Source organism: Spirochaetales bacterium (assembly GCA_016930085.1).
Taxonomy (GTDB): Bacteria; Spirochaetota; Spirochaetia; order SZUA-6; family JAFGRV01; genus JAFGHO01.
In genome coordinates, this window is the sequence record JAFGHO010000066.1 from 14384 (window position 1) to 28342 (window position 13959).

At 48.0% G+C, this 13959-nt stretch carries 8 protein-coding genes; 7 read left to right on the plus strand and 1 reads right to left on the minus strand.

Annotation, left to right across the window (positions count from 1 at the left end; all coding sequences use genetic code 11):
* Window positions 1-115: 115 nt before the first annotated feature.
* Window positions 116-967: a methyltransferase domain-containing protein gene (locus JW881_11760; protein MBN1698181.1), complete on the plus strand. Its 852-nt coding sequence runs from the start codon at window positions 116-118 to the stop codon at window positions 965-967.
* Window positions 968-1048: 81 nt separating this feature from the next.
* On the opposite strand, the gene JW881_11765 is transcribed toward JW881_11760, so the two are convergent.
* Window positions 1049-2446, minus strand: coding sequence for a glycosyltransferase family 4 protein (locus JW881_11765; protein MBN1698182.1), 1398 nt, complete (start codon window positions 2444-2446; stop codon window positions 1049-1051).
* 356 nt (window positions 2447-2802) lie between these two features.
* Here JW881_11765 and JW881_11770 point away from each other — a divergent pair, with 356 nt between their 5' ends.
* Genes JW881_11770 through JW881_11795 form a run of 6 tightly spaced genes read left to right on the plus strand, consistent with a single transcriptional unit; the run spans window position 2803 to window position 13952 of the window.
* A complete protein-coding gene (locus tag JW881_11770) occupies window positions 2803-5142 on the plus strand; it encodes a hypothetical protein (protein ID MBN1698183.1) in 2340 nt (779 codons plus the stop codon).
* Between the two features lie 21 nt (window positions 5143-5163).
* Window positions 5164-6843: an N-acetylmuramoyl-L-alanine amidase gene (locus JW881_11775; protein ID MBN1698184.1), complete on the plus strand. Its 1680-nt coding sequence runs from the start codon at window positions 5164-5166 to the stop codon at window positions 6841-6843.
* Window positions 6801-8093, plus strand: coding sequence for a hypothetical protein (locus JW881_11780; protein MBN1698185.1), 1293 nt, complete (start codon window positions 6801-6803; stop codon window positions 8091-8093). The genes JW881_11775 and JW881_11780 overlap by 43 nt, the downstream gene beginning before the upstream one ends.
* Window positions 8090-9097, plus strand: coding sequence for a hypothetical protein (locus tag JW881_11785; protein ID MBN1698186.1), 1008 nt, complete (start codon window positions 8090-8092; stop codon window positions 9095-9097). The genes JW881_11780 and JW881_11785 overlap by 4 nt, the downstream gene beginning before the upstream one ends.
* 9 nt (window positions 9098-9106) lie before the next feature.
* Entirely contained in the window at window positions 9107-13519 is a 4413-nt protein-coding gene (locus tag JW881_11790; protein MBN1698187.1) for an N-acetylmuramoyl-L-alanine amidase, read from the plus strand.
* Window positions 13491-13952, plus strand: a complete 462-nt coding sequence (locus tag JW881_11795; GenBank protein ID MBN1698188.1) for a hypothetical protein — start codon at window positions 13491-13493, stop codon at window positions 13950-13952. Before JW881_11790 ends, JW881_11795 begins: the two co-directional genes overlap by 29 nt.
* Window positions 13953-13959: the final 7 nt, after the last annotated feature.

A 13959-nucleotide genomic window follows, 5' to 3' on the forward strand; every position in this document is an offset into this window, starting at 1 on the left:
CTTGTTGACATAAACCGATAAAGGTATTATAAAAAAAACGGGTGGATTAATAATGTCGCCGGATGAATTATAGTTCTTCAATGATACCGATTTTGCATGAAGGGAGTATAATACGATGCATGAAAAAAGAGTGGAACAATTTTATTCAAGCGGGTTGAGAAAAGACTGGGGGGAATACGATTATCCGGAACCGGATGATGAACGATATAATTCTTTCGGCTACTGGTACAGGAATACGCGTAATTACGTCAGGGCTGCGGAAAATCTGATCGATTTTTTTATCGCAAGCAGCGACATTGAACATGTGGATCGTCTTTTGAATGTCGCGTGCGGATATGGAACGGAATCATTCGAATATTTCAGGAAATGGACCCCGGAGGAAGTTATCGGAATCGATGTCACCAAAGTCCACACCGATTACGCGAACAACAAGGCAAAAGCCCTGAGTCTCGATGACAGACTCAAATTTTGCCATGGTGATGCGTGTGTGCTGAATTTCCCGGAAGCATATTTTTCGCATATTATGGGCATTGAGGGACCGGCAAACTTTAAAACCCGGGAATGTTTTTTTTCCGCGGCGCACCGTGTATTGAAAAAAAACGGGGAGATGATTCTTGCCGATATAATCCTTGGTAAAAATTTCAGAAAAAGGAATCTGTTTCAGAAACAGATCATGAAACTTATTGTTGAGAACTGGCATATTCCCGATGAAAACTGGGTAAACGAAGAGGAATACCGCAGACAACTTCATGCCGCCGGATTCAAGATCGTTTTTATCAAGCGAATCGGTAATAGTGTTTTCCCGGGCTATTCGAGAAATGTGTTCAGGACGGAGGCCCTGAAGTATTGTTTCAAGATGCGCGGATTAATGACGACGATTGGATTCACCGTGATTTCCGGATTACTGGGGTATTTGTACAATAAGGGATTTATCGAGTACATTTATGTAAAAGTGAGAAAGGAATAACCCCTGCATCGCGCAAACGGTATATCTTTTATCGATATAATCGATACCGATATAAGGTGCGTTTAATACGCTTTGTTTCTTTTATACGCTGAAGTTGAACTTGCTCTTTTTTAGCCGTATGCGCGAAGCGAGAATCTCGTTCTTGTATTCATCGATCATATCGGCAATCTTATCCTTGAGAGTTTCAAAACCGAATTCCTTTTTGCATATTTTGAAATTTTTTTCGACGATCCGCTTTTTTTCTTCCGGATGCATGAGGAGATAATTCATTCTGTCGACCGCGCTGTCGGGGATGATAAGTCTTCCTTTATCATCATACTGATCGCGAATCTCGACATTTCTCACGCCGGTCACTTTTATATCGGTTTTATAGACAAGGTATGTGTTGACGGCAACGGGAATTTTGGCGGCAATGGCTTCAAGCAATGCATTGCCGAATCCTTCCCATAACGGAAGGTAGGTGATGAAATCGGCATTGATAAGAACATCACGGTTCGTGTATATCCGTTCCCTTTTGTCGTTCAAACTGCGCCGTGAAGCGACACGATCAGCGATCAGATGAAGGCGTACGTTTTTTCTTTCCGCAAGCTGCTTTATTTCCTCTTCATAGCTGTCATCCTGTTCGTCCCCCTGGTAGAGGGAGATAATGAAATGAACCTTCTTTTCAAGAGAAGGGAATTGGTGCTGCAATCGCGAGACGAGTTCGACTGCATCCTCGATACGTTTGCGTCTCACGATCCGCGTGGGCTGGACGATGAGGATATCGCCGTCCTTGAAACCGAGGTCGCTTCTGAAATTACCGTTGTAGTCATCCATCACGGGCGGGTTGGTAAAATCCTCGCAATTGGGTATGATTTTCGGTTGAACTCGCTTGATCGATTGAAGTATCCGGGCGGCGTATGAAGAAATAACGATGTGTTCGACGCCAAGGTCCGCGGGGGGCATGATTTTATTCAGGAGTGTTTCGATATGATTGTGGCTGAATCTGCTTCGTTCCCACCAGAAGTCGTGGTGGTGAAAAATAGTGGCCACACGCTGCGTCACCGATAGATGATACACCGCAAGGGCGCCGAGAAGTGTCATCGGCATGGCATTTGTATTTTCAGCAATAATGACATCGATCGAGTTTTCCTTTATGAATCGGTAAATTTCATGTGCCACCTCTTCTCCCTTGATGGTGAGTTCCTCGATGATCTTTTTCCGTTTATTGGAGTTGATGGGAATATGTGAAGGGCTGATATAGGGAAAGACCAGTTTTTCATACGCCTGCTGCTCCTGGGAGTCGAAGCGGATCCTCATATGACAGAATTGATTCTCCTTCGGGATAAGGGGAAGGGGGGCGACATATTTGCCTGCAATCGTGAATATCTCGTGTCCAAGCCCCGTCAGGATCTGTATCCATTTCTCCACTTCGAGGGAAACTCCGTCAACGCCGCCCAGTTTGCCGCAGATGATGCCGACCCGAAATTTATCTTTCATACTGACCCCTTTGTCATTGTTCAAGTGAATTATCGAATACGATAAACCGATGCACGGTATGGAAAACGCTTTTTATATTTACGTTTCCATGAATAGTATGAAACAAAAATTCATCTGTCAAGTGTCAACGTTACATAAAGCCCGACTCAAGGCGATAATCGTTTCCGACGGAACCGCGTTGTCGTGTCACTATGACGGTATACTTGACTCAAATCGGAATATGCAATACCATACCCTATTACATTGTCGTATGCTTTTTGATAAAAAAACATGACGGTATCCTGGCTCACCCGGATACACCGGACGCCCTGAAAGGTGTGTTCCCGCGTGCGCAGGTAAAACCGAAAGGTAGACTGATGACGCTATTCAATGCAGCGAAATTAAACCGGATCAGGACCGGATATTACAATCCCGTCGGTTCCGATACCGGAATTTTTTTAAAAAAACCCGAGTATTGTCTTCGGTTTTCTTTTGCCATCGTCGAAGACAACGAGGATCCGGACGGGTACGGAAGACTGAAACTGCATTTTCCTCATATGGGAAGCAGTGTCGTCAGCTGCTGGGTACCTTTTGCCCGACCCTATGCCGGACCCGAACGAGGGGTCTGGACGATGCCGGAGATCGGGGATCAGGTCGTCTGTACCTTTCTCAACAACAATCCGGCGAAGCCGGTCGTGTTGGGCTGTATGTATACACCCAGGGCCAAAGCCCCTGTCTCGGATAACAAGGACAATAATCTCAAGACGATGACGACAAAAAGCGGATCCGTTATCACGCTGGACGATACCGAAGGCGGCGAATGTATATCGATTCATACAAAGGACGGAAAAATGCGGCTTGTCCTCGACAAAGAGAAAGGGCTTGAAATCGTCAATGAAAGCGGTGATATTACCGTTTCCTGTCGCAAAATCATCATGGAAGTGGAAGAGGAAGTCAATTTCAAGATCGATAAACAACTCGAAGTCACCTGCAAACAGGAAAACCTCGCTATTGAATCCAGGAAGGGTATGGAATACGCTTCAGGCAACAACGCGGTATTGTCCGGCAAGAAAGTCAAGCTGAACGGATCTTCCGGCGTGACGGCTGGCGTCAAACAGATGGCGAAACAGGACGATCAGGTAATCGGTGTGGATATGCACGATATCAAGGTTCCCACCAATTCGGGACTTATAACCGTCCCGATGATCCCTCACCCTTATGTCGGTAAACTGGCGGACAAACTATCGGATGATGTGACAATCAATGACAAGGCCGCCGCGATGAAGGGCAGCAAATCCAAATATTCGACACCTGGCCATATCCCCATGCCGCCGGGGGTTAAGTTCGCTAAAAATCCGAACAATGAGGGGGAAGTCTCTTCCGGCACCGAGTCTTCCGTCAAGATCAACGGCAGGGAGGCGGCGGTGTTGGGAAGCATGGTAAAAACCTGCGGTGACCCGCAGCCGCAGGAAACCTGTACGATTGTCGCGGTTGGTGCGGCCGTACCGCTTCCGATCATGATTCCGGGCATGGATTCGGAACAATTCGAGAAAGACGGAGGATTTATCATAAATACCCGCGATCCTATCGCCCCCGCCGGGGGACCGCTGCCGCAGGATATCAAAAGGAGTCTGGTCGATCCGGAGTGGAGTTCATCCAGGGTAAAGGCGGGCGAAGAGGTAACGTTGACCGTACATCTCCAAAACCAGTACGAGAATGCCGCGGTCCATTTTTTTGTGTGGGAAGAAGGAGCGGATCGTGAAAAAGACCCGCCGGTAACGAAAATCATTGCCTCGAACAAAGGCGGAAAGGCGGAAGCGGCGTGGCGATATGTTCACGTCCACGATCCCGAAAATCCTATTACCGAAAAACCGAAATTTATCTTTACCGCCGCTTCGTACCGGTGTGAAGAAGTCGAAAGCGGCGGCATCGAGGTGTACGACAGCATAAAAATCAGGATCACGACAGATGGCAATGAAGCGTTTGATAAAACCCTGAAGGTTGTCACTGCCGATAAACAGGAATTGTCTAAAAAACCCGATGATAACGGCATCATAGAGCTGGACGATATTGTGCCGGGTATGGTGACGATCCTCTATGAGACCGAAGAAAAATCCGGGGAGAAAAAAGCGAATAGCAGTCCGGCTGAAGAAGAACCTCAGAAACCGGCGGCAGAAGAAAGTAAGACCAAAACAGAACCCCCTGAATTCAGCGGTCTGAAGTGGCTTAAAAATGACAGTGAAGTAAAGAAGGCCAAAATAAACGATATTATTACACTGGCCGCGGATGTCAAAAATATCGAGCCAGACCATCCGGTACGGATTACGATATATGAAAAGAATTACAAAACGGAAAACGACTTTATCCGCAGCGATATCGTAGCGGTAAATGATGAAAACAGGATTGAGTTCGGGTGGCAGGTGATATATTACGAAGACAGAGAAGACGATGAAGAAACCGAAACTCATACTAATACACCTGAATATATCTTTACGCTGGAAACACTCGACAAAAAAGTGACGAGTGAGGAAAGTCCTGTTTTAAAGACGGGTGCCGATTTTGAACTGTATGTCTACGATTCCAGCGGGGAATTGGTCGACAGCGGAAAACTCACCCTGATTCTTGGCGACGGAAGCAAAAGAGAAGTTTCCATCAATAACGGCAGGGTATTTGTCGAAGACATACCTCTTGGCGATGTAAAAATAATATATGAATAGAGACTGATAAGGCTGGCAAACATGTTATTTTACAGAAGTTATTTCATTTTCACACTCGGAAACGGCAATAAACGGTGGGCGGATTTTTCAAAAAACAAAACGGATATAGGTGTCTATTCCGTCGCATCATATTTTTTCGACGATTTTATCACCAAACAATCACAAGACGTCAAAAAGAAGCTTTTCTCCGGTTTTTCTCATTTATCCGACAAAGGCGCGTTCAGCGACAAGTGCCTCAAGGCTTCCGAGGAGCATGACGAATGGAATTGGGGCGACGTTTATAAAGGCCTGCTGCAATCGGGTGAATCATGTTGCGTCTGCATCCCGGGTTATTATCACATTGTTAGAAAAAAGAATCGGGAAAACACCTCCTATCCATCGGCATGGAGAGTGACGAGGGACCTCTCGAAGGAAGAATCAAAAATATCGCAAGGTATTCCATTAGCCGACTATGCGACGGTCGTCAAGGATTTGTTTATGGTGAGGTACGGGGTAGCCCCCGAAGATTACAAAGGCGGGGTGGTCGAATATTTTCTTCCTGGCGCGGAAATCAAGAAAATCGTGACCAAAGAAAAAAAGACGGAGGAAAAAAAAGAAGAAAGCGGAACGGCGGAAGTAAAAACGGAAGAAAATAAGACGGAAGGAACCCCGACTGATGGAACCGATTATTATATCGTGACGATTGACGGGCTCAATGTGAGGATGAGCGATTCTTCGGGCGGAAAGAGTTTCCTCAAGCTGAATAAGGGGGTAATTGTCGAATATATCAAAACGGGAAAGGCGGAAGTCATTCAGGGGCATAACGGAACGTGGATAAATATACGGGTGTCGAAAGGTGTTGAGGGGTGGTGTTATGACCGGTTTTTGAAAAAAGTCGACAGTAAAAAAAATTTCATCGTTCTCGACGGCGGGAAGAAAAAAATAAAAAACGTCATTGTGTTTCTTAACCCCGGACATAGAAACACGAAATTCGATTACGGATGCGTCGGATTCACGGATGACTGGAAGACGTTTGCGGTAAAAAACATGAAAGAACGCGACGGCTTTTATGATACGAAAATAAAACGGGAAGCGTCCGTCGTGCTTCAGATCGCGTTAAAACTCAAAAGTCAACTGGAAGCCGACAATTATTCGGTTGAGATAACCCGCACGACTTCCTCCGAAGTCAAATCACTGGACAACGTCTGTCAATTCGTCAACAAGAAATTGACTGATAACAGCGTGAAATCGAAGGTGGCCGTTTTCATTTCCCTGCATACGAACTCGGCCGCTAAAAAAACACTGACGAAAGATGAGTTGAAAAAAGTTCGTGCCAAAAAGATAGACGGATACTATTATTATACATTTGAAGACGGAACCAGCTCCACGATTCCCGTTCCCGATACGACAAAATCGGGCGGATTGATTTATATGCAGAAAACCGTAAAGAATACGAAAGGAGATACGATCCTTTACAAGGCACATCCGAAAAGTATAATACTGCAGGAAAATATCGCTTCCGAACTCGGCGGCTTGAAGCCGGGTTGTGTCAAAAAGGAAGCGAATTTCAAAGTATTGCGCGATACCAGAGAGATACCCGGTGTTTTGCTGGAACTCGGGTTTATGACCAATCCGGATGAATTGAATTTTTTGATAAAGGAAGAAAATCAGAAGAGTATATGTTCAAAAATTGTCGCGGGCTTGAACCGCTGTTTCAAATAAAAATACTCACCGCCGTGTTCGTTATCGTGTTTTGCGCAGTATCGTATGGAGAAGCAAACACGCTGCTTCAGACGGTACAGTACAAAAATCCCAAGGCGGTCGACGAAAACGGGTATTTCTGCCAGCGTTATGTGGATGATCCTCATCACGGTGAATATCCTCCGCAGCTGCTTAGTGTCAAGGACGGTGTTGAAACGTTTTTGACATGCGCGATCGATGCGGAGGCGGGGATTCGATACGACATGAAGAACGAAACGCTCCGTTTTTCAAATGAATGCGGCGGCTTTTCATTCCATTTGAGGACATATGCGATCGGGCGCGGCGGGTCGGACGATGCCGGAACCGCGGTAATTCTTCCCTTTTCGGACGGGCTCGGGAGAACGATCGACTCGGATGATTTCGGTCTTTTTTATATAAAAGGCTCGGACGTGCGCTATATATTGTTGATGAACGCGGCCGGTTACCGTGTCGCGGACGACGGCAGATACATCGCCATTCTGGTGAATACGTACTCCCCGGAGGATAACGGGTTGTTCCTCTTTGACCGCGTGAAGCGGGAAAGCATTGTCATCGATACGGGAATGGTCGTGTCACCCGAGTTTGTTTCGAATACGTCGGTCGCGTATAAAAAAAACAATGGGATCGTGATTTTCGATATGAAAACACGGCGCAGGTCCGAAGTCGTGATAAGCGCGAACAGGTTCCAGTTTCTGGATGAAAAAAATCTCTTCTATACGCACAGGAATGTGCTGTATCGACTGGATATCGAATCCGGAAAGCGGAAAAAAATACTCGACCGTGTCACCGGAAAATTCCACTATTCACCCGGCAATCAATTGCTTGTTTATGAGAACAACGACGCTTTATGTTTCTATTACCCGGAAAAAAACGGAATGCTGGCTGACAATATCACGATACTCGATCATTACGACGATTTCGAATGCATCGGAAGCAAGGTGTATGTGCTGAGAGCGGAATACAGAAATTACACGGACGCAGGCAGACTCATGTTTTATGAAACAGAGATATTGTATCTCGAGCAATTCGACAGGAACGGACGTCTTTCCGGTCTCGCCGTATTGCATGTCGAAAACTATGCGGATGTCATAACGAGTGACCGAATAAAAAATACATTCGATATATACCGGGGTATAAAGATCGTTTATACAAGTAACAGCTGCCGGGATATCACGATGGCGGATTGGAACGGAGAACCACACACAATGGGGATCCTCAAGGAGGCAGAATGAAAAAAAATGGGCGCGTTAATAAGGGGCTTCGCCTGTTGTTGACAGCCGCCGTCCTGTTTTACGTGACGCTTTCCGTGTATTCCGATACGCCCGATCGGCAGTCGTGTTTCATTATCCGCTTCGGAAAAGCCGCCGAAAAATCAGAAGTCGTAAAAAATAAAGCGATATGGGAAGCGAAAGGTTGTCCTGTTTCAATACGTGAAGTTTCCGGAAACGGTGAAAAAACATACGAACTCGAGATTGGCGGATTCAAGACAGAAGTCAACGCGTCCCTCTTTGCCGGTTATTTCGGAATCGATACGGCGCATGTTGTGGAGGCGGAACAAACGGGAGGGGATACCCGTACCGTCTATCGGAATAAGATCGTGAGAAAACTTTCCGAAACAGACGCAGGCACCGTTTATTATTATTTCGGAAGGAACCATCCCTTTCTGCTTTTATACCGGGTTAAAAGCGGTTTCGAAGGGGCTCTGATACCCTCCGATCTCATCCTTTTCGCAGGCGGTTCTGAAACGGAATTCTACCTCGAGGATGTTACCGGGTTTGAAGAAAAGGAAGATGTTCTTCTGGTCGGAAAATCGGTTGAGGTTTTTTTTGAATATGGTTACGTCGATATCGGGGATAAAACGGATGAGATAAAAAAAACGGCATCGACGTACGGCATTCAGGAAGACGTTATTAAAAAACATCTTCTCTATTTCGATGACGGCGCCAGCGCGCGGGTAACGCTTTTGGCCGTCTGTGATGTCGAACGGCTTTCCGTATCGCTTCAGGGTAACATCGGATTTGATTTTTATTCCGAGCAAGAAGGACAGCTCATGTATACCGGCGACATCGCCCGATACAAACGAAAACCCGTGAGTATCGGAAACGGGGGGCTTGCGCCCGTCGAACTCGGGGCTCCGGGCGAGATCGGACATTATGCCTCCGGCGGCATTACCCTGTACGCAAAAAAAGACCCGGTAACCCGGCTGGGGTCCTATATGATACTATTCAAGGAGTAAGGATTACCGATGTTAATCGATGACTGGGCGACACTGGAAACGAATTTTTTCAATGCCCGCAAGACGGGCAGCAACCTCGAAGAAAAATACCTCGGCGGACTTAAGGTGTATAAAATGGTCAACTGGCGGACCGGTTATTACCACAGTGAAGAAACGACAAAGCACCAGATCGTGCTTCATTACACGGTCGGACCGGTCTCCTCGGCGCTGCCGTGGTTGACAAGGCAGGATTACGACGTGAGTGTCGCCTACATGATCGCCCGCGACGGCACCGTCTATGAATTGTTCGATCCAAAGTACTGGTCGAATCACCTGGGAATTCCGGCAAATTATGATGATTTCTGCTGCAAACAGACGATCGCGATAGAAATATGCAACAAAGGCTGGCTGGACAGGGACGGTGACATATTAAAAAACGATCTCGCTCCGTATAATTACTGCCGTATATCGGACTCTGACTATTATTACCGGCATTATGAGGAGTTCCGGGGCCATTATTATTACGCGACATATTCACAGGAGCAATATAAAGCGTTGCGGCGCCTGATTCCTTACCTCTGTATGAAGTTCAATATCCGGCATAAATTCCTTCCCAAAAAAAGAATAAACGATTTTCTTTCGGAAAATGAAATGAAAAACTTCAGGGGCATTCTCACCCATACGAACTTCAGGACGGGCAAACAGGACGTCGGGCCGGCATTCCGCTGGGAAGAAATCATGGGATATTCACTGCCAATCGACATCAACACCTCGGACACGGCAATCGAGAACGGTTCGGGGATAAAGCCCACCCATGCAGCCCTTGAACGCTACTATCATCATACGGAAATCGCGCACAGGGGCGGGTATTTCCCGGTCGGCGCGAACACGATCTGGCACGGCGGCCTGCACATTCACACGCAGGCCACGGGCGAACCCGTCCTCGCGATGGCCGGCGGTAAACTCGTCGCCGCGCGCCTGGCCGAAGAAGACAAGGCCTGCCGGCATTACGGAAGCAACAATTTCATACTGCTCGAGCACACGTTCGGCGAGGAGAAATACTATTCACTATATATGCATCTCCATTGGGAACCGCTTATGGATTCGAATGCCAACCTGATAACGATTCCCTGGCTGCAGACCGAGCGGACGATCAATTACCAGAAAATACTCGTCACCGATTCGAATATACTGTCACGCCTCAAAAAGGGTGAGGTGTGCACGTTCGACGACAAATCGATATCGACCGGTGAAAAGATCTGGACATCGGGGCTTTACGGCTCGCCGGATTACCGCACCCCGATGATCCATTGGGAAATATTTTCCGAACACCGTCTGATGGGGGAAATGTGGACGAGAAGCCCGGTGGACGGGGATAACGATTCGATCATCGATCTCGATTCGATGATCGAGATGATCGATGTAAAGGACCTGACCACAAGACACGGCGACGGTCTCCTCACCGCGGAAGAAATCATCCGGTTCTACCGGTACAACAATGGAGCCGCGAAACAACTGCGTTACTACGCCTGTTATTTTATCCTCGAAAACGCGATCGACTGGGACACTGCCGTGAATGAACTACAGAACCGCGGATTTCTCAACTGGAAGAATATCGGGCTTCCGGACAGATTGCGGGCGTACAATTTCTGGGATGAAGCGAAAAGCGCGGGAGTCGAACTCCCGGACAGCCCGAAAGTCTGGCATTATAATCCCGTCACGTTCATCGAATTGGCAACCTTGAAGTGCAAACGCCTTCGATTCGCGTCCGGAATGTTCGACGCGAACAGAAGTTTTCCCAAACAGGGCGTCTGCAGTCTGTTGAGTTCTCTGGCCGCAATTAAAAGGGAAAATCCCCATGTCAAATGTCTCTGCCTGGGGTATGCCGGCGGCGCGGATAATTCCTGCGGAAACAAGACGACGTTGTCGGAAAAACGGGCGGAAGCCATCGGTTTTCTCGCTTTAAACAATGGCGACGGCAAACTCCGCTGGATTGCCAGGTTCGACTATGATTCGAACTGGGGGAATTTCGAAATACAAACGATACTGAGTTTTCTCACAAAACCCGACGGTTCCGGTCCCTATTACTACGATTACCCAAACGATACCGGGCGGGCGATCGATGATACCAACGGCCCCGGCCAGAAAGAGGCGGTCAAGGCGTTCGAAGAGGACAATGGGTACGAGGTCGAGGGGGAAGGAACGGGGGTGCCCCGCGCGAGTGCACTCTCGATCATGTACGACCGTTATTATGCCGCCTTCGATACTTCCCTTTCCGTCACTCTCGAAACGGCCGACATATTGGGAACGGGAGACACGCACAGCGCAGAAATTCCGGATGACGCCTTTGTCGATATTCTCGCGTTTCCCGATATCATTCTTCCCCTCGTGGAACGGTACCCGGCGGACAAATCGAATATTTTTAAAAAATGGCAGTCCTTTGTCGAGGCCGATGTCGATCCCAACGCTTTCACGCTCAGGGTGACGCGCATCGGCTTTACTGATCGTCTCGCCGACAGTCCGCCCTGTATCCGGGTCGAAATAGCGGTAAGCCACGCGGTCGAAATACCGAGGTTTACCGAAATTGAAAAAACGGACGGCAAACCGCGCAGGCTTTTCTTCGATCTCGAGAACGCCCTGCTTGCGGTTCCGGCGGGTTCGGCCAATCCCCTCAATGTCAATAAAGGCGAATTGATACGGGTGCGTTATTCCCAAAACACGGAAAACCGTGTACGGGTGGTATTCGACGTGACGGAGCAAGCGGATTATACGGCCCGCATCGCAGAAGGAGAGGGAAACTCCGGATTTATCGTCGATATCGGCAGAAGCACCAACGTGAAACTTCAATCCGCAACGAGTTCACAGGAAACGAATGAAAGCGGGGCGGCGATCGATAAAATACAATTCGAATTCGACGATGAAATTCCCGAAAGCAATACCGTGTTTCGGATGGAGGGGGATGAAGAGACCGGATATCGCTATGTAGTCGGCCTCGAGGGTGTGGCATTGGCTGAAGATTCCGATATCAAAAACTGGGATAAAAACGGCGATCGCTATACGAGGGAACTCACCGGCATGCGGTATACGGAGAAAATCGTCTGTAATACCGGAAACGGCGATGTCCTTTCCAGCGTCGAAATCCTTCTCAAAGGACAATTTGAAGCGACCCATTATGAAACGGGAAACGATGAAGCGTTCCGGCTCAATGTCAAAATCGGCGAGCCGCCCCCGATACAGTTGAGTAATATCATAGACGGCGATCATTCCAATGAGGCTCCCCCGTACTGGAGGGTCGTCTGTATTTTCAATGAACCGATCGATGTCAATCGTTTCGATATCGCCGAAGAGGGGAAGGGGACGGACGATCACGTTTTCTCGTTCGAACTCGATCGTATCGAGCTTTCATCCGATTCGCCGCTCCTCCAGTGGGCGGGACGGCGGGACGAACTGAACAATGATTTTATAAAAAGTATACAATACTCACATGACGATGAAGCGAAAACACTTGCGGTTCGCATGAATGTTTCAAAAGAGGCGACCATAAAAAAAGGAAGTACCCGCTCAGACGGCGTATCCGAGAGGGTCTATTTCGATATTTATACACAGCGGGCCACGGCCGTGATGTCGGTCGACACAGATACTTATGCCGATGGTATTCCGATCATTCCGACGGAGTCACGGGTGGAAGGCGGCAAAGTCAAGAGGCGTATCGATGTACAGATTGAAGTCAAACAGGGTGAGACGCCGTTGAGTGACGTCAGTCTTACCGTGACGGTCGACCGAGGTTCCGCATTTCAATTCCAACAGCCGCAGCCCACGGATGAAAACGGGAAGACCTCTATCCGGGTGGAAACGAGGGAATCCGGGGAGGCCGTCTTTTCCATCGATTGCGACGATTACGATATCCAGGCTGAAGACTTCACGGTCGATTTCACGGAAGCCTGGTACGAAAGCGGATTTCTCGTTACCGCCTATCACTTTTGTCATGAAAGCGATTTCAGCGGTCCGCTTGTCGATGCCGAAGGACTGAACGAACAACACAGGAGTGATTTTCTGTACGACGGCACGGGAGTCTGTATGCAGGGGACGGGGCTGACGGAATCGAACGGATACATACATATTACCAATCCGCAGAACTTAAGCTGGACGGGACATTACGATGAAATCGACAATCAGGATGACGCCGTATTCGCTTACGGCGCGGGCGGCGCCTACAATGAGATCGAGGAAGGCACCTCCATCGCCGTCGATCCCGCGGTGATTCCGCCGAATCACCGGGTCGATATTCAACGTGTCGGTGAAAGAAGGGCAGACGATACGGGCGGGGCGATCGATGACTATCATATCGATGTATTTATGGGGGGCGGCCGGCGGGCAATCAATAACTGGAACCAGCAAGGAGGAAATATCACCAATGCACGGGTCAGATACCTCGGTCAATAGAAGAACGGGTTTTTACATCTCGCGGACGTTGATGTTTATCGTCATCTTTTTTATACAGGGCGTATTTTGTTTTTCCGAGGGAAGTGTAGCGTTTGAACATGTTGCAGCGATCGTCAGGCAGGATGAATCGGTCTATCGACTCATCGTTTTATTGTTTGAGTTTGAAACCGATTTTACCGGGATCAGACTCGGGAACAATTTCCCTTTTCTGGGCGGAAGCAGGATCGGGCCGTACGAATGCACGGTGTCCTTGAAAAACGGTGTGACCGGGGATCAGACATATACACTCATCGTCAATACAAAGGTCGTTTTTTTGGATGAAGAGAAACGGGAATTGGATGACCGGATATTCAATGCCCGCTTCATCAAAGAATATTTTCTGAATATTGAAATTCGCGGGGTTCATCGGGATTCTCGCGAGGAAAAGAAATAGACATTCG

Excerpts from the sequence above, each read along its gene's own strand:
- JW881_11760 (MBN1698181.1), top strand. The coding sequence starts at position 116 with ATGCATGAAAAAAGAGTGGAACAATTTTATTCAAGCGGGTTGAGAAAA.
- JW881_11765 (MBN1698182.1), bottom strand. The coding sequence starts at position 2,446 with ATGAAAGATAAATTTCGGGTCGGCATCATCTGCGGCAAACTGGGCGGC.
- JW881_11770 (MBN1698183.1), top strand. The coding sequence starts at position 2,803 with ATGACGCTATTCAATGCAGCGAAATTAAACCGGATCAGGACCGGATAT.
- JW881_11775 (MBN1698184.1), top strand. The coding sequence starts at position 5,164 with ATGTTATTTTACAGAAGTTATTTCATTTTCACACTCGGAAACGGCAAT.
- JW881_11780 (MBN1698185.1), top strand. The coding sequence starts at position 6,801 with ATGTTCAAAAATTGTCGCGGGCTTGAACCGCTGTTTCAAATAAAAATA.
- JW881_11785 (MBN1698186.1), top strand. The coding sequence starts at position 8,090 with ATGAAAAAAAATGGGCGCGTTAATAAGGGGCTTCGCCTGTTGTTGACA.
- JW881_11790 (MBN1698187.1), top strand. The coding sequence starts at position 9,107 with ATGTTAATCGATGACTGGGCGACACTGGAAACGAATTTTTTCAATGCC.
- JW881_11795 (MBN1698188.1), top strand. The coding sequence starts at position 13,491 with ATGCACGGGTCAGATACCTCGGTCAATAGAAGAACGGGTTTTTACATC.